At 43.9% G+C, this 16237-nt stretch carries 16 protein-coding genes; 5 read left to right on the top strand and 11 right to left on the bottom strand.

Going from position 1 to position 16237, the window contains the following annotated elements; translation table 11 throughout:
* Nucleotides 1-62: 62 nt before the first annotated feature.
* The 6 genes from AC6F33_RS04270 to pfkB form a co-directional block, all read right to left on the bottom strand.
* Nucleotides 63-1967 carry a PTS mannitol transporter subunit IICBA gene (locus tag AC6F33_RS04270; protein WP_255747615.1) on the bottom strand — a complete coding sequence of 635 codons (1905 nt, stop codon included), beginning with the start codon at nucleotides 1965-1967 and terminating at the stop codon, nucleotides 63-65.
* A 287-nt stretch (nucleotides 1968-2254) separates the two neighbouring features.
* Nucleotides 2255-2425 (bottom strand): YvrJ family protein, encoded by a 171-nt coding sequence (locus AC6F33_RS04265; protein WP_480947689.1) that lies wholly within the window; start codon nucleotides 2423-2425, stop codon nucleotides 2255-2257.
* Between the two features lie 79 nt (nucleotides 2426-2504).
* Nucleotides 2505-2723: a DUF2922 domain-containing protein gene (locus AC6F33_RS04260; RefSeq protein ID WP_255747619.1), complete on the bottom strand. Its 219-nt coding sequence runs from the start codon at nucleotides 2721-2723 to the stop codon at nucleotides 2505-2507.
* Between the two features lie 35 nt (nucleotides 2724-2758).
* Entirely contained in the window at nucleotides 2759-2977 is a 219-nt protein-coding gene (locus AC6F33_RS04255; RefSeq protein WP_255747621.1) for a DUF1659 domain-containing protein, read from the bottom strand.
* Nucleotides 2978-3082: 105 nt separating this feature from the next.
* Nucleotides 3083-4981 carry a fructose-specific PTS transporter subunit EIIC gene (locus tag AC6F33_RS04250; protein ID WP_255747623.1) on the bottom strand — a complete coding sequence of 633 codons (1899 nt, stop codon included), beginning with the start codon at nucleotides 4979-4981 and terminating at the stop codon, nucleotides 3083-3085.
* Nucleotides 4978-5922 (bottom strand): 1-phosphofructokinase, encoded by a 945-nt coding sequence (pfkB, locus tag AC6F33_RS04245; RefSeq protein ID WP_255747624.1) that lies wholly within the window; start codon nucleotides 5920-5922, stop codon nucleotides 4978-4980. Before pfkB ends, AC6F33_RS04250 begins: the two co-directional genes overlap by 4 nt.
* A gap of 119 nt (nucleotides 5923-6041) precedes the next feature.
* Here pfkB and AC6F33_RS04240 point away from each other — a divergent pair, with 119 nt between their 5' ends.
* The 3 genes from AC6F33_RS04240 (at nucleotide 6042) to AC6F33_RS04230 (ending at nucleotide 7679) form a co-directional block, all read left to right on the top strand.
* Nucleotides 6042-6821, top strand: coding sequence for a MurR/RpiR family transcriptional regulator (locus AC6F33_RS04240; RefSeq protein WP_255747626.1), 780 nt, complete (start codon nucleotides 6042-6044; stop codon nucleotides 6819-6821).
* A 138-nt stretch (nucleotides 6822-6959) separates the two neighbouring features.
* Nucleotides 6960-7139, top strand: coding sequence for a hypothetical protein (locus tag AC6F33_RS04235; protein WP_500777802.1), 180 nt, complete (start codon nucleotides 6960-6962; stop codon nucleotides 7137-7139).
* Between the two features lie 156 nt (nucleotides 7140-7295).
* Nucleotides 7296-7679: a RidA family protein gene (locus AC6F33_RS04230; RefSeq protein WP_500777801.1), complete on the top strand. Its 384-nt coding sequence runs from the start codon at nucleotides 7296-7298 to the stop codon at nucleotides 7677-7679.
* Nucleotides 7680-8054: 375 nt separating this feature from the next.
* Here the strand turns inward: AC6F33_RS04230 and AC6F33_RS04225 are convergent, their stop codons facing one another.
* The 5 genes from AC6F33_RS04225 to gabT all read right to left on the bottom strand — a co-directional run bounded on the left by AC6F33_RS04225 (nucleotide 8055) and on the right by gabT (nucleotide 13300).
* Nucleotides 8055-9371, bottom strand: a complete 1317-nt coding sequence (locus AC6F33_RS04225) for an aspartate aminotransferase family protein (protein WP_500777800.1) — start codon at nucleotides 9369-9371, stop codon at nucleotides 8055-8057.
* A 40-nt stretch (nucleotides 9372-9411) separates the two neighbouring features.
* Nucleotides 9412-10170, bottom strand: coding sequence for an amino acid ABC transporter ATP-binding protein (locus tag AC6F33_RS04220; RefSeq protein WP_500778135.1), 759 nt, complete (start codon nucleotides 10168-10170; stop codon nucleotides 9412-9414).
* A gap of 4 nt (nucleotides 10171-10174) precedes the next feature.
* Complete coding sequence (locus AC6F33_RS04215; RefSeq protein WP_255747646.1) at nucleotides 10175-10882, bottom strand: amino acid ABC transporter permease; 708 nt, start codon at nucleotides 10880-10882, stop codon at nucleotides 10175-10177.
* A 133-nt stretch (nucleotides 10883-11015) separates the two neighbouring features.
* Nucleotides 11016-11864 (bottom strand): substrate-binding periplasmic protein, encoded by an 849-nt coding sequence (locus AC6F33_RS04210; protein ID WP_500777799.1) that lies wholly within the window; start codon nucleotides 11862-11864, stop codon nucleotides 11016-11018.
* Between the two features lie 113 nt (nucleotides 11865-11977).
* Nucleotides 11978-13300, bottom strand: a complete 1323-nt coding sequence (gene gabT / locus AC6F33_RS04205; protein WP_255747649.1) for a 4-aminobutyrate--2-oxoglutarate transaminase — start codon at nucleotides 13298-13300, stop codon at nucleotides 11978-11980.
* Between the two features lie 89 nt (nucleotides 13301-13389).
* Here gabT and gabR point away from each other — a divergent pair, with 89 nt between their 5' ends.
* Together gabR and mmuM are read left to right on the top strand one after the other, a co-directional pair.
* Nucleotides 13390-14805 (top strand): MocR-like transcriptional regulator GabR, encoded by a 1416-nt coding sequence (gene gabR / locus AC6F33_RS04200; protein WP_500777798.1) that lies wholly within the window; start codon nucleotides 13390-13392, stop codon nucleotides 14803-14805.
* A 63-nt stretch (nucleotides 14806-14868) separates the two neighbouring features.
* On the top strand, nucleotides 14869-15819 hold the full coding sequence (mmuM, locus tag AC6F33_RS04195; protein ID WP_500777797.1) for a homocysteine S-methyltransferase: 951 nt from the start codon (nucleotides 14869-14871) through the stop codon (nucleotides 15817-15819).
* The last annotated feature ends 418 nt before the right edge of the window (nucleotides 15820-16237 follow it).

The following is a 16237-nucleotide window of genomic DNA, read 5'->3' as shown; positions in this document are numbered from 1 at the left end:
CGATTTATCCGCCTTTTTCTTCTAACATAGCATAACGATCAGGCGATTTCTTGTGAAAGCACTTACTCGTTTTGCGCTGCTGCTTTATTTATGATCGTTAGCAGATCATCGACCGATTGTGCACGTATCATCTCGCCGACATTGATTACATCCGAGCAGGCAACAGCAATTTTTGAAAGAATTTCCAGATGGCTGTTATTCTTACCTGCGATTGCGAAAACGAGCCGAACCTTGTTTCCTTCAAAATTAACACTATCCGGGATTTGAACAATCACAATTCCTGATTCCAGCACTTCCTTCTTCACTTCTTCAGTGCCGTGCGGAATGGCAATGCCATTGCCCATATATGTTGACATCAGCTGATCACGGGCAATCATACCTTCGACATACGACGGTTTCACATAGCCGCCTTCCACCAGCTTTTGACCTGCAAAACGGATAACCTCTTCTTTTGTCTTAAAGGATTGCTGGATGAACACATTTTCTTTTCGAAGAATCTTCCCATCAACAAATGGCTGTGTTTCCGCTTCTTCCGGTGCCGCCGATTCAATCTTTTCTCCTTTGCTCAACTGATTGATCAAAAGATCGTATTCAGGGCTGCTTAGGAAGTTGTCGACAGAAATATGGAATGCGTTCGGTGCCTTGTCTCGTGCTCTTTGTGTCAATTCGGATTGAGTCACCACGATTTGCGCATCGCTTGGTATGGAGCTGACTGCCGTGTTGGTCACGTAAATATCCAGCCCTGCTGCCTTTACTTTTTTCTTCAGCAGAGACGCACCCATAGCACTTGATCCCATGCCGGCATCGCATGCAAAAACGATTTTCTTCACAGCTTTCGGATCAAATCCTTCACTATTAGTCAATACACCGGAAACGCTGCTCTTCTTTCCTTTCATGCTTTCCATTTTCCGTGTTGCTTCATCAAGATCATCATTCCCTGATTTATCTGTTTTTAAGATCAGCATCGAAATCACAAATGAAACGATTAATGAGACAAGCACATCCGCAATGTTTGCTGCAAAACTGCTAAACGATTTCGGAGTTACGGCCAACATTGCGAGAAAGCTGCCGGGAGATGCCGGTCCGACTAAACCGCCTTTCAATGTAACCAAGGTGAAGATACCACTCATCCCACCTGCAATGGTCGCCAACAGTAAAAGCGGTTTCATTAAAATGTAAGGAAAATAGATTTCATGGATGCCGCCGAAGAAATGAATGATTGCAGCACCCGGTGCCGACTTTTTCGCATTGCCCTTTCCAAAGAAACAATAAGCGAGAAGAACGCCCATGCCTGGTCCAGGGTTCGCTTCAAGGAAAAAGAGAACAGATTTACCGTACTGACGTGCCTGTTCAACTGCAATTGGGGTCAGTACACCGTGATTAATTGCATTGTTTAAGAATAATACTTTGCCTGGCTCAATAAACAAACTGGCAAGCGGAAGCAAACCGGCATGCACGAGCCATTCGACACCAGAAGCAAGTCCGTTGCTGACCACATCAACAACCGGTCCGATACCAAAGAATGCCACAATTGCAAGAATTGCTCCGAGAATACCTGCAGAGAAGTTATCAACAAGCATTTCAAAACCGGTCTTGATTTTGCCTTCAATCGATTTGTCAAACTTTTTAATGACATAGCCGCCAAGCGGGCCCATAATCATCGCACCGAGAAACATTGGAATATCGGTCCCAACAATGACGCCGGCAGTTGCAATAGCACCAACGACACCCCCGCGATGACCAAATACCAGTTTACCGCCGGAGTAACCAATCAAAATCGGCAGCAAATATTTTACAAGCGGGTCAACCATTGTCGCTAATTCTTTATTCGGCAACCAACCTGTTGGAATAAAAAGTGCTGTAATCAACCCCCAAGCAATAAAAGCACCAATATTCGGCAGAATCATTGAACTTAGGAAGTTTCCAAACTTTTGAACCTTAACTTTAACACCAGAGCCTGCGGACATTATTTTCTCCTCCTTTTAAGGTCTTACTAATTGAAGCTACTTAAAAAAACGGTTTGTTTATTATTGTTTATTAAGCGCTTACATTTTCTATATCTCTGCTACATTTCTATTATAGTGATCCCCCGTTCACAAAAACAACACAAACTAAAACCAGTTTTGCCAACCCTTGTGTGACAAAACTGGTTCAAACCGATGCACGTGGTATTCGATCACGGCTGAGCATCAATGCAGGAATAATAGTAAAAGGCGGCATAAACCGTTCAAACGAACGTTGTGCCGCCTTTCATTCAGATTTGTCTTTTCATCCGTTCGTCCGGCTGGCCGGCCTCCTGGTCGACCGGAAGCAAACGTACCGACTGAATCAGCTCATCAAGCTTGCCTTCAATTCGATGCAAGAGAAAAAAGGTGACGACAGCCGGAAAACCAACATCCTTAACCATGGATAACCACACCTCCATAGAAGCATCCTCCTTTCTGATCATTAATAAAGGCCAAAGAGAACGTGTTCGACATTCTCTTCGGCCTCATATGATCTCATTATACGTCTAGTTCAACTGGCGTCGTGTTGTTTTCCGAGATGCGTGCCGATTTAACGCTTGTTAGATCACCGCCCAATGATCGGAACACGTTCTCTGCGATAAGTGTATTCATCGCGTCCTTAATCGCAACTGGATCCGCCGGTTCAACCGGATCATTCAATGAGAGTGTCACACTTTTGCCCTCAGTATTTAAAAAAACAAGATTCAGTTTCTTCATTCCTTAGCTCCTCCTTTCGATTTATTTGTAAAGGATCAGCCGATTATTTCGGCTGTGTCGTTACGCTCAACTGAAATGAGCGGGTGCTGCTGCAGCGGCGCTAATTTCTGTGCGATTGCGAGCAAGCTATTCTCTGAAGCAGCTGGCTTAATGTTTCTGAATGATTTGGTGAGCAGAATCTGCTCGCCTTTTTCATCTAAGCCGCCATTCAGATTCATCACAAAGACCGATTCTGTGATTGTACTGGTTGCCATCTTGATCACCTCCTACATGTTTTAAGTAGGACGTGATTGCAAAATATGGTGAGTCTTGCTAAAAAAAACCATCCGGCGTCGGATGGTTTTTTAAGAAACAATTCTTCAATGAAGCAATGCATAGATTTGGTCTGCATTTGTCGCTGTATTCAGCTCATGGACTATACGTTTATCAACCAATTTCTGAGCAGTATCCGACAAATAGTGCAGGTGTGCTTCACTGCCTTTCGGTGGGATTAAGAAGGCAATCACAAAGGTTACCGGTTTCTGATCAAACGTTGGCCAGTCGGTGATCGGAGTTTCAAGTTTTACTGCCAACATCGCCGCCTTTTTAATGGTCTCAGACTGAGCATGTGGAATCGCAAAACCGTCTTCCATGCCGGTTGAGCTCTGCTTTTCCCGATATTGAAAAGCCTTGACTAATCGTTCTTGGTCGCTCACATTCCCTTTAATCTGCATTTTTTCAGCAATAAATCGGAACAACTCATCTTTCGTTTGGATACCTTTTTCAAAATAGATGTTCTCTTTGCTCAAGAGTGTCTCTTGAGCAAGTGTCGGAGCAGCTTCATTGCTTTCTGCAGCTGCCTGAGCAGCATTATCTGCTTCCGTTGCTTTCAAATTTTTGTTAAAGCGATGTTTCTGATCAATAGCGATTAAGTAACCCGACACTAAAGCTCCTGCAAGAATGGCCAAGACCCAGAGCAGCGGATGGGTTACAATCGGCAGCACGATAAATCCGCCGTGAGGTGCCGGTACTTGAACCTTCATATAATAGGTTAGAATCGCAGCAATCGATGAACCGACCATCAATGAAGGAATGACAGTAAACGGACTCTTCGCCGCAAATGGAATTGCGCCTTCGGTAATATGGGTGGAGCCGAGCAGAAAGTTGACATAGCCGGCGTTGCGTTCTTCTTTTTGAAAATATTTTCCAGCGAACAGAACTGCGAAACCGGTTGCAATTGGCGGCGCAATGCAGGCAGCAGAGACACCAGCCATGAAATAAAAGTTTCCTTGACCAAGCAGTGCCACACCCGTCACATAAGCTGCCTTGTTTACCGGACCACCCATGTCAAATGCACACATGATGCCGACAATTAAACCAAGGACAAGGGGACTTTGATTCTGCATATTACTTAAGAAATGCATCATTCCTTCATTAATGGCTGTCATTGGCGAGGACAATAAGACCATCGCATATCCACCGATAAGACCGCCCAGCACTGGAAGCAGAAAAATTGATTTCAGACCGTCCAGTTGTTTCGGCAATCCTTTCAAGCCAGATTCAAGCAGCAGGATCAGATAACCAGATAAGAAACCGCTGACAATACCGCCAAGGAATCCTGTTCCATTCGTAAACGCGATCATACCGGTAATAAATCCAATCACAAGTCCTGATCGTTTGCCAATCGCCTGGGCGATGTATGCAGATAAAATCGGTACCATCAATCCCAGTCCTACCTTGCCAATCGCGTTCAGATTAGCTGCGAACACATTGTATTCATTGCTTTTTGGATCTGCCGAATTAATGCCGAACATGAATGATATGGCGAGCAGCACACCACCGGCAACAACTACGGGAAGCATATGTGAAACGCCGTTCATCAAATAGACATATAGCTTGTGTGCGAGTGATTCTTTTTCGACGCTGAGATCAGTATTGCCTCCACTCGGAGCCTGTCCACTTTTAAACAAAGGAACGGAACCGTTTACAATTTCATCAATTAATTTGTCAGGTTCTTTAATTCCTTTTGTTACCGAAACTTTGATCACACGTTTACCTGCAAAGCGATCCTCGTCAACATCCTTATCAGCTGCAATAATCACGCCGTCCGCTTCTGCAATCTCCCTTGGTGTCAAGCCGTTTTCAATACCCGCTTGTCCATGTGTTTCCACTTTTATCTCAATACCTTTTGCCTTTGCCGCATCTTCAAGCGCTTTCTTAGCCATGAACGTATGAGCAATTCCTGTCGGACAACCTGTTGCTGCAATTATTTTTGTCATGATTCTCTTGCCCCCTTCAAATGAGTCGTTATGTTAATTTGTTTCATTAATTCCGGAACATCTTTTAGATCACTCAATCCTGCGGTAAACGCCGTTGATGAGCCCGCCGCCGTTGCGTAAACCAGTGCATCTTCCAAGCTCTTATTATTGATTTGGGAACCAATAAAGGTACCAAGCAGCGTGTCACCGGCACAGGCTGTATTGACTACTTCACCCTTAGGAGCTGTGGTGAACAGCACTCTTTCACCGTCTGCGTACATCGTTCCCTTATCCCCTCGAGAGACCAAGATCCGCTGCGCTCCTTTTTTCAGTAACTGTTCCGCTGCTTCAATCAGATGTGCTTCATCATTAAAAGACTCAGGATGGACTGACAGCCATGCGGCCAGCTCCTCATCACTCGGTTTAATCAAATAGGGCCGATCTTCAAGGCAACTCAGCAAAGCATTCGAGCTGACATCCAGGATCAATTGAAATCCCTTTTGCGCTGACAGTAAGGAAATCTTTTTCAGAATCGAATCATCGACTCCTCTAGGTAGGCTGCCTGATACGAACAGCATGTCTTCTGAAGTAAGCTTACTCATTTTATCAATTAACTGCGCTTGAGCGGCCAAACTGATCTCCGGTCCGCGATTTACCGCTTTATACTCCTTGGCACCTGCTTTTATAAATGTATTAATGCGTGTAATGCCGTCAATCATGACAAAGTCGGTTGCGATACCGGTTCGCTTCAGTTCATCATCAATATACTTTCCTGTAAATCCACCTAAAAACCCGGTAGCGACACTGTCAATCCCCATTTTTTTAAGCATAAATGATATATTGATTGTTTTTCCGTTTGCCTGATAATCTTCGAAAACACTTCGATTGACTACATAAGGTTCAAAGCTGTTAAATTCAGTGAACAGATCAATTGCCGGATTCATCGTACATGTGTAGATCATGATTTTTCCCTCGCCTTCACTTGCATCTTCTCTACTTTTTTATTATGCCATGATTAGCAATGAAAATGTTTTCGGAAAAGGCTATAATCAATGTAAAGGTTTTCAATTTGGAGGTTAAGATGGATCTTACTTTTTTCGAACGCGTTAATCAGTATTTCGACACATTAAGCGACAGCGAAAAATTTTTGCTCCGCTATGTACAGGATCATTTGAGTGAGATGCCGAAAATTTCGATTGTCCGCCTGAGCGAAAATGCGAATGTATCGACGGCAACAATTGTCCGTACAATGAAGAAACTTGGCTATGAAGGATTTACTTCCTTCAAGATTCGCTTGAAGGACGAGCATCGGCTTGCTCCCGAGTTTTCTGTTATCGAAAAAGTCGATAATAAAATTAAAGAAGCGATTCTGAAGAATGAACAGGAAGTCACTAAGACGATACAAATGCTCGATCGCGGCACGATTGAAGATGTGTTACAGAAGATTATTTATTCACGGAAAATTGTACTGTTCGCCCGCGGCTTTTCTGAACTGATCGCCAAAGAGATGACCGTTAAGTTCCAACTCACCGGCAAGTATTGTGAAATGCATGACGATCCGAACATCATCACGACGATCAGCAAGCGAATAGATAAGAAAGATCTCGTTATCTTCATCTCACTCAATGGACGTACCGAAGAATTGGTACAGGCAGCGAAGAACTGCAAGGCAAACGGAGTCAGCACAATCACACTGACCGCCAATCGTGAGAGTCCGCTTTACACCTTGTCCGAACTGACGCTCGTCGGCTACAAGTCGAAAGTATCCTATTTCCCGGATTACGAAGTGCGCTCACGGCTCCCGCTGCAGGTCATGGCGCGCATCATTCTGGATGCCTACGCCATACGCACGCGTTCCTGATTGCTTGTGCGGAACTGTGCGTGCACACGCATGATAAATACGGATGGGCGCATCACAAATGCGGGGTGTGTTACGCTTTTTCGTATTAGAATAGAAGAAAAGGTCGTCGATGTGCGATCAATGATTGGAAGATATCTAATGAAGAGAAGTAATTGGGTACTCCTGGTTTTGGCAATCGTACTCCCGCTCGTTATTCTGATCAATCTCTTTGTTCATAACGATATTGTCGCACCCATTCTCATAGGCTTGCTCATCTTTGCGTCTGGATGTTTCTTTAACTATTTAAATAGAAAAGGGTGGCTGAAAAAAAGACGCTGAGCACCTGTGGATTGGCAAATTTTTTGTCCCACAATTAGTTGATTCGCATCGTTCAACGCTATGGTAAACTAATAAAGACTATTGTTTCGCGGCTTCCGTTATTGATTGCTCCGGCAATCGCACGTAGCCATCACACACATCTGGAGGTTCGATTTAATGAAAAAGCAAATCGCAACAAATGCTGCACCAAAAGCAGTCGGCCCTTACTCTCAAGGAGTTCAAGCTGGCGACTTTCTGTTCGCTTCCGGACAGATTCCGCTCGATCCCGCAACCGGTGAAATCGTCGAAGGCGGCATTGAGAAACAGGCTGAACGTGTTTTTCTCAATCTTCAAGCCGTATTGAATGAGGCAGACCTCGACTTTTCAAATGTCGTGAGCGCCACGGTCTACCTTGCGGACATTAATGATTTTGCAACAGTTAATAATATCTATTCGACTTACTTTACAGGAGAAATCCTCCCGGCACGCTGCGCGTTTCAAGTTGCCGCTCTGCCAAAGCAAGCGAAACTGGAAATCTCTTGTGTCGCATATAAAGGATAAACAACAAGCTTGAACGTAGAGTATTCCGCGTTCAGGCTTTAATTATTTTTATGAGATCAAAAATATTCAGGATCATTGTTGTTGCGTTTATTCACTTCATGTTTCAATCATCAGTGCACGTATGATCACTGCAAAACCATCTACTGTTCGTAATAACTCAATCTATTCGTTATCCGCATTCGCTCATTTCTTTTACAATGGGCCCAAGCTGATTGTCGGAATGCCCGTCAGTCTAGTACAATGTCTTTGCACAAAGAAACCGCCGGATACTGGCGGCATGAACATTTTTTAACAAGCCGTTCAAGAACACTGACGTTTAAAACGGGGTAAATAAAAGGCAGAGCACTCAGCTCTGCTCATAAAAGGTGTCATGCATCACTGCCATTCGGCAAATATGGTTTCAAAGATTTGTAACGTCTTTTGAATATCTGCTTCTGTATGTTGGGTTGACAAATAAATTCTTCCACGGTTCGGAGTAAGTCGAATGCCAAGCTCAAGCGAGCGGGCAACCAGACGATTATAGAGCTCGATATCGGCGAACTTCAAATAATCTCTGAAATCATCCACTGGCTGATCAACCCCAAGCAAAAGCATGCAAATGGCTCCGTCATGCCGACAATATAGCGGAACTCCAAAGCGATTGCCCAATTTTTGAAGACCATCTGTTAATTGTTGGCCAAGAGCATTGAATCGCTCATAGACTCCTTTACTCTGCAATTGATCAATAGTTGTCAAGGCCGCGGCAACGGAAATCGCATTTCCATTAAATGTGCCAAAAGTACGGATTCCGCATTCCATGACCTCGCTTTTTCCAGCGACAACCGATAATGGAAAACCTCCTGAAATCGCTTTAGCAAATACAGCAACATCCGGAGTAACACCTAAGTATTCTTGCGCTCCACCCAATGCGAGTCTGAATCCGGTAATCACTTCATCAAAGATGAGTAAAATTTTATTTTCCGTCGCAAGCGTTCGAAGTGCTTCAAGATAGCCTTCATTTGGAAAAATCGGACCGGAATCGCACATATAAGGCTCGGTAATGATTGCGGCAATTTCATCACGCTGTTTTTCAATCACATGCTTGATTGCAGGCAAATCATTCCATGGCAGAATGATGAGTTGATCGGATGCGTCGGCTCGCTGCCCCAATACTTCTCGATTTTTCTTTGGCTGCTCTCTCGGTCCCAATTCATCAACGGAACGGGCGTCCGTGCTGATCAGCTCTTCATCAGACCAGCCATGGTACTGTCCTTCAAATTTAATGACTTTTGATTTTCCGGTGAATGCCCTCGCCAATCGGAACGCAAACATATTCGCTTCAGTGCCTGTATTTTGAAAAACGACACGCTCAGCACAAGGAATAATCTCGGTCAGTTTTTCTGCAAGTCGGTTCAGATCGGAAGAAGGTGAGCAGAACTGCGTCCCTTTTGCCATCTGTTTGGCTACAGCCAAAGTCACCGCATCCGGACTGTAGCCTAGAATCAAAGGACCCATTCCAGCCACGTAATCGATGTACTCATTACCGTCAACATCATAAAGATATGCGCCTTTTCCATGATCAAAACAGATTGGAAACTCTTGAAAACCCGCTTTGTGAAAGCTGCTGGCAACACCATTTACTAAGTATTTTTTAGAGTGCTCATATATTTTTTTAGAGTTCTCGGTATTTATCGAATTCCCATTCAGTCTCAATCACCTCACGACACTTTCCTATGACTTTTCGAAAATCCTCTTATACTTTTTCCGCTTCAGGGTGCAGTACTTGATTAATAAAGAGCTTGGTTCGCTCATGCTTCGGCGCATTAAAGAGATCGCTTGGTTTTCCTTCTTCGACAATAGCGCCTTTATCCATGAAAATGATACGATCTCCAATTTCTTCGGCAAATCGCATTTCATGCGTAACAAGAACCATGGTCATGCCCTCATCCGCGAGTTCGCGAATAACCTTAAGCACTTCGCCGACAAGTTCGGGATCCAGGGCAGAGGTTGCTTCATCAAACAACATAATATGCGGTTCCATCGCCAATGCGCGAGCAATAGCAACGCGTTGCTTTTGTCCGCCGGATAGCTGACTTGGATAGTGGTCCATTCGTTCGGCAAGACCCACTTTTTTCAAATAGTTCTCTGCAGTCTTCCTTGCCTCTTCCTTTGACTTTCTTCTTATTTTCACTTGTGCCGCCATCACATTCTCAACTGCAGTCATCATTGGGAAAAGGTTAAAGCTTTGAAACACCATGCCGATTTCTGTGCGAAGCTTAGCAACGCGTTTCTCATTATAGCGGCCGGACTTGTCTGCAAAATTCTCCCCTTCAACTTTGACTGTTCCTGATGTTGGGAGCTCCAAGCAATTCAAACAGCGAAGCAGCGTTGATTTTCCTGAGCCCGAAGGTCCGATAATCACGACAATTTCACCTTGATGAACATCCAAGTCAATCCCTTTTAAAATTTCCAGACTGCCAAACGATTTATGAAGCTGATTCACTTCGATCATTGGTTTAGGCATGTTTCGATAACCTCTTTTCTAACAGCCGCACGACTTGAGACAACGGCAAACTGAGAATCAGGTAAGCAACTGCGAGAATCGTATAGGACTCAATCGTTAAAAAGGTCTGTGACGCATAGGCTTGTGTGCGCAGCAATAATTCGTTGACCGTGATAAACGCAAGCAGCGATGTATCTTTAATCATCATAATCAGATAGTTACCAAATACAGGAATCGCCTGTCGTGTTGCTTGTGGAATCACAATAGACCACAAGGCCTGACGCTGCGTATAGCCCAGCGCAAGCGCCGCTTCTGTCTGTCCCTTGTCAATCGACAGAATCGCGGCACGCACCACTTCAGATAAGTAACAGCCGTAATTGATTCCTAATCCAAGTATTCCGGCGAAAAGCGGATTGAGCTGAAATTGATAATCCGGCATGAAAAATTGAGCAACTAAAGAGATAAGCAGGGGCACAACATAAAACATATACACAAGCTGAACAAGGAGCGGCGTCCCCCTGACAATTTCCAAAATAACAACCAATATGCCCTTTAGTACTTTTGAGTCCGATAAACGGCCCACAGCAATGAGTACACTTAGAATAACAGCCAGCAAGAATCCGCCTACTGTTGCTTCAAGAGCAATTAAAAGCCCTTGCCATAATTCCGGTGTCAGTTCTTTGATGGCTGTGGCAAAATCCAGATGACTCAAAATATCCATTCGTTACACCTCATTCGTCAATCAATTGTCTTGCATTCTGCAACCTTGCCCTTAACTTGAATTTCCCATACAAATAGCAGAAATCAGAGTTAGTCTTGTTGAAAGAATAACTCTGATTCAATCAATTTTAGTTTTATTTTTGAACGGGCACGTAATAGTTATCAGGCATTCCGTATTTCTTCAATAGTTTCTTGATAAATCCGTTTTCTTTCAAAATATTAATTTGTTTGTTGATCGCGTTTACCAGCTTCGTGTCGCCCTTTCTTGCAGCAGCACCGATGTTTCCGGAAGCCTGTGGTGTATACGGATCAAGAATTTTTAATTTCAGCGATGGATCTTGTTTCAAGCTATAGGCAGCAACAGCACCATCAGTTACCAATGCATCAATCTTTCCTGTGTTTGCCGCAAGAAGCAAATCGGCTTGAGAACCGAACACATTAATTTGTTTGATTTTGCCTTCTTTTTTCAGCTTGTTCGCAAAGTCATAGAATGCTGTTCCTTTTTGTGCGCCGACCACTTTATCTTTCAGGTCATTAACACTTTTAATCGGTGAATTCTTCGGAATAACGAACGCTTCGCCCTCTGTATACCAAATTGTTGTGAACTTCGCTATTTTTTCTCTTTGCGGGTTAATATACATAGCATCCGTCACGAGATCGATATTCTTATTGTTTAATTCGAGGAGCAAGTTCTCAAACTTTGTCTGTTTCATTTCAACCTTTGGAATTCCTAAACGTTTGGCAACTTCTTTAATGATTTCAGCGTCGATACCGGTGAATTTTTTCGTCTTCTGGTCAATGAAAGCAAACGGCGCATCATTTGAAGACCCCACGACAAGGACTCCTTTTTTCTTTGCCGCCGCCAATGTGTCTGTCGTTTTACTTGAAGAAGAGCTGCCTGATTTGGAACTGCTTGAGCCACAAGCTGAAAGAATATCGACGAGCAATACAAGAATAAGTGCTGACATAAACCAACGTTTCATGAAAAAGACCTCCCCAGTTATTGAATTATTTAAGTTATATAATTAAATACAATTTTCAGTTATTCATATTTTGAATTCTACTAGTCATTGCTAGAAAAATCTATGCACCTTTTTTATTTTACAGTTTCCAGTGCTTCTTCAATTATATCCAATCCCTGAGCTAATTGGACTTCAGTAATCGTCAGCGGCGATAAGAAGCGAATACAATTGCCTTTCAATCCGGCATCAAGAAGAAGCAAACCATGCTGATTGGCATAGGCAACTATTTTCTTGGCCCGATCTTTATCCGGTTCTTTCGTCCCTTTGTCCTTAACAAATTCAACGGCTGCCATGGCGCCAAGTCTTCTAAAGTCACCGATAAATGAATAGGTTTGTGCCCACTCTTTCGCCCGTTCTTCAATGATCACGCCTATTTTTTCTGCTCGTTCAATAAGATGTTCTTCTTTAATAATATCGAGAACGGCTAATGCAGCAGCGCAAGCGATCGGGCTGCCGCAATAGGTGCCGCCGAGGGATCCCTTTAGATCGCATGCATCAAACAGTTCCGCTTTTCCGACGACACCGCTAAGTGGGAATCCTGCAGCAATCGATTTGGATACGGTCATAAGATCCGGAGCCACATCAAAATTTTCAATGGCAAACATTTTTCCTGTTCGAGCGAAACCGGCTTGAATTTCATCAGCGATAAATACAATCCCATGCTCGGTACAGAAATCGCGTACGTACGTAACAAAACGTTTCGACGGAATAATGAACCCGCCTTCACCTTGAACAGGTTCCATCACGATACAAGCAACCATTTCCGGAGCAACACTGCTTAAAAAGAAGTAATTAAACTTGTCAATGATATACTCGTCATACGCCTCTTCAGACATTCCTTCCGGTTTCCGATATGGATAAGGATAGGGCGCTTGATAGGTTTCGGGGGCGAACGGCCCGAAGCCGAATTTATAAGGCTTTACCTTGCTTGTCATGCCCATGGTCAAGTTTGTTCTGCCATGAAACGCACGATCAAATGTCACGACTGCTTGTCTGCCAGTATAGGCACGAGCAATTTTCACAGCATTTTCAACAGCCTCCGCGCCGGAGTTAAGCAAAAGTGCCTTTTTCGTAAAATCTCCCGGAGCAATTTCACACAAGCGTTGACATAGTTCAATATAGCCCGGATACATAATGACATTAAAGCCGGGATGGATAAAGTGCTCAAGCTCTTCTTTTACAGCACTGATAACTTTCGGATGACAATGTCCGACGTTTTGGACACCAATTGCTCCGGCAAAATCAATGAATTGATTGCCCTCAATATCGGTTACTAACGCTCCTTCCGCCTTTGCCGCAATATGGCGATTCCCATTTCCGACGGCAGCCGCAACAAATTGATCGCGTTTATCCTGCCAAACTTTTGTTAGATTTCCTTCCAATAATTCCTTTCCCAATGTTCTCACTCCTTTAATAGATATTTTGCTAATTTTTTGGTATTATGTATAGTATCAAAATTCAAATAATTATGGTGTCAGGAGTGCCTATGATCTCACTAACCATTCAAACTGATACTAAAAAAGAATATATTTACCGTCAAATCTACAAACAATTGAAAAAAGAGATTCTTCTTCACCATTTTCTTCCAAACGAAAAGCTTCCTTCCAAACGCGAGTTGGCACAAACATTACACGTCAGTGTCAACTCAGTTAACGGAGCCTATCAGCAGCTTCTCGAAGAAGGCTATATTTATGCTGTTGAGCGAAGCGGCTTTTACGTTGAAAAACTGGATACAATTCCGCTTTCTCAGAGCCTCCCGCAGTCACTGGATCTTGATCTTGTTGAGGAAAAAGAATCGAAAAAAGATTGGATTTCCTTTTCACATATGTCTGTCGATCGATCAATCTTTCCATTTGACAGTTGGTTTTCGTGTGAGCACCGCGCACTGAAATTAAGCAGATTAGAGCTTAACGATGACTCATCACGCTTTCCGCAAGGCATATACTCGGTACGAAAAACAATTGCCCGCTTCCTGTCCGTAGCTCGTGGTGTGAAATGTTTTCCGGAGCAGATTGTTTTAGGCTGCGGCACCCAGTTTCTCTTCTACATACTTCGCCACCTGTTTCAGGAAGACGCATTGTACGCGATGGAAAATCCGGGCTACCGGCGCATGTATGAATTACTGCAGATGGAACAGGTACGTCTTAGAACGATTCCGCTTGATAATAAAGGAATTTCTATTGATCTTCTCAAACAAATCAATCCAAACGTTGTCTATGTGACTCCGTCGCACCAGTTTCCCTCAGGTGTTGTGATGCCAATTTCGCGCCGAATTCAACTTTTAAATTGGGCTGCTGAAAAAGAAGATCGTTATATCATTGAAGATGATTACGACAGTGAATTTAAGTATGAAACGGATACGATTCCATCCCTCCAAGGCCTCGACAGCTACGGGCGAGTCATTTATTTCGGCACGTTTTCCAAGTCACTGCTGCCTGGTTTACGTTTGAGTTACATGATTCTTCCGCAAAAACTGCTCAAAAAATACAGAGAGCGCTGCAGCTTCATTATGTCAACGAGCAACGCTCTGGGGCAATTGACCTTGAAGCAATTTATTGATTCAGGTGAATACCGCAAGCACATCAAACACATGAAACAAGTGTATATTGAACGGCAAAAGAAATTGATTGATGCATTGAAAAAGCGCTTTGACTCAGCTATTACGATGCACGGTGCAAACGCCGGCCTTCATTTCACTGCAGAATTTGATACACCTCGTACAATTGATGATATCGCTGAACGTGCGCGTGCAGCCAAAATAGAGCTCTATAATCTCAAGCCCTATTGCCTTGATGGCACCTATCTCTACGCGCGGCCGGCCTTTATTTTAGGTTTTGCAAACCTATCTGTTGATAAAATCGAGGAAGGTGTAGAACGCCTCTACCATGCCATTTTTGAATGATGGGGCGAGTTTTGTATAATGTTACTGACTGATTTATTAAGCCAGACAGAAAGAAGGCCTCCTATGCGAAGCAGTATCCGTGACCTGATGAACCAATACACCCCAATCATTTTAGATGGTGCAATGGCAACTGAAATTGAGAAGCAGGGGATCACGATCGACAGCGAGCTGTGGTCAGCGGCCACCATTCATGACCATCCTGAACGCATTAAAAAAGTGCATCTGGATTATTTTAAGGCAGGTGCCGATGTCGCAACGACCAATACTTATCAGGCAACATTAGCCGGATTTCAGCAAAGCGGTTATACAGAACTCGAGGCGGAGCAGTTCATTCAAGATGCCGTAAGCATCGCGATTCAGGCCCGCTCCGAATTTTGGGAAGGACTTAGCGCTGAACAAAAAAAAGCACGTCCCTATCCACTCGTTGCAGGAAGTGTTGGTCCCTATGGCGCATATCTTGCCGACGGATCGGAATACACAGGGGATTATGCCTTAAATGGAGCGGGTTATCGGCTGTTTCATCGTTCAAGAATGCAGTTGTTAAAAGAAGCCGGAACAGATCTGTTCGCGTTTGAGACAATGCCCAATGTTGATGAAACCAAAGTGTTGGCCGCCATGCTGAAGGATGAGTTTCCCGAGGAAGAAGCCTGGCTCTCATTCAGTCTCGCTGACAATGCGCATCTGTGTGACGGAACTCCACTTGCCGAAGCGGTGTCCTTTTTTAACGCCTTTGATCAAATTACGGCGATCGGCGTGAATTGCATTGCAATGAATCGAGTTGAACCGGCGATCAAGGTTATTCGCCAAGTGACGGACAAGCCGATCGTGGTCTATCCAAACTCCGGTGAACACTACAATCCACTGACCAAGCAATGGGAAGCGGCTAAAACGCAGGAAAGTTACGGATCAGCATCCAAAGCATGGTTCAAAGCCGGCGCGTCGCTTATTGGCGGCTGCTGCCGTACATCACCGGAAAACATACGGCAAATTGCTGAATGGGCACGTTCAAAATGAATCTAGAAAAACCGGGCAAAAAGCACCGGTCCTTACTTTTCCGCAGGATGCGGTGGCTTTCGCGTTGCATACAGGACGTACTTTCACAGGAAGTGATAACTTTCGCGTTGCATACAGGACATATGTGTATTTAGCGAAAGTTTCCTTAGCGATAGTTCCTTCATCTCACTTCTGTTTCATTAAGCATTCCGGTCCTTCATTAAGTACCCAGTAAAATAACCGGAGATTTTCCGGCTATACGCATCATGGAGCTTGCTTCGCAGGTACATAAGGGTAATTTTTCCGGTTATGCACAGCAAAATCCTCCATTTTCACGTTTTACGATTCGATAAGCGGAATTTTTCCGTCTATTTATCAGATTAACCAATAAGTGCGGATTGGGAATCAGCATCTTATGACCATATCGTCGTACCAGCAA

Source organism: Sporolactobacillus sp. BBK16-2 (assembly GCF_059878335.1).
Note: the sequence above shows the minus strand (reverse complement) of the source record. Positions and strands in the feature narration are given on the sequence as shown.

Excerpts from the sequence above, each read along its gene's own strand:
- AC6F33_RS04255 (WP_255747621.1), bottom strand. The coding sequence starts at position 2,977 with ATGGCAACCAGTACAATCACAGAATCGGTCTTTGTGATGAATCTGAAT.
- AC6F33_RS04220 (WP_500778135.1), bottom strand. The coding sequence starts at position 10,170 with ATGATCGAAGTGAATCAGCTTCATAAATCGTTTGGCAGTCTGGAAATT.
- AC6F33_RS04260 (WP_255747619.1), bottom strand. The coding sequence starts at position 2,723 with ATGAAGAAACTGAATCTTGTTTTTTTAAATACTGAGGGCAAAAGTGTG.
- AC6F33_RS04240 (WP_255747626.1), top strand. The coding sequence starts at position 6,042 with ATGGATCTTACTTTTTTCGAACGCGTTAATCAGTATTTCGACACATTA.
- AC6F33_RS04265 (WP_480947689.1), bottom strand. The coding sequence starts at position 2,425 with ATGGAGGTGTGGTTATCCATGGTTAAGGATGTTGGTTTTCCGGCTGTC.
- AC6F33_RS04210 (WP_500777799.1), bottom strand. The coding sequence starts at position 11,864 with ATGAAACGTTGGTTTATGTCAGCACTTATTCTTGTATTGCTCGTCGAT.
- AC6F33_RS04215 (WP_255747646.1), bottom strand. The coding sequence starts at position 10,882 with ATGGATATTTTGAGTCATCTGGATTTTGCCACAGCCATCAAAGAACTG.
- AC6F33_RS04250 (WP_255747623.1), bottom strand. The coding sequence starts at position 4,981 with ATGACAAAAATAATTGCAGCAACAGGTTGTCCGACAGGAATTGCTCAT.
- pfkB (WP_255747624.1), bottom strand. The coding sequence starts at position 5,922 with ATGATCTACACATGTACGATGAATCCGGCAATTGATCTGTTCACTGAA.
- AC6F33_RS04230 (WP_500777801.1), top strand. The coding sequence starts at position 7,296 with ATGAAAAAGCAAATCGCAACAAATGCTGCACCAAAAGCAGTCGGCCCT.
- AC6F33_RS04270 (WP_255747615.1), bottom strand. The coding sequence starts at position 1,967 with ATGTCCGCAGGCTCTGGTGTTAAAGTTAAGGTTCAAAAGTTTGGAAAC.
- AC6F33_RS04235 (WP_500777802.1), top strand. The coding sequence starts at position 6,960 with ATGAAGAGAAGTAATTGGGTACTCCTGGTTTTGGCAATCGTACTCCCG.
- mmuM (WP_500777797.1), top strand. The coding sequence starts at position 14,869 with ATGCGAAGCAGTATCCGTGACCTGATGAACCAATACACCCCAATCATT.
- gabR (WP_500777798.1), top strand. The coding sequence starts at position 13,390 with ATGATCTCACTAACCATTCAAACTGATACTAAAAAAGAATATATTTAC.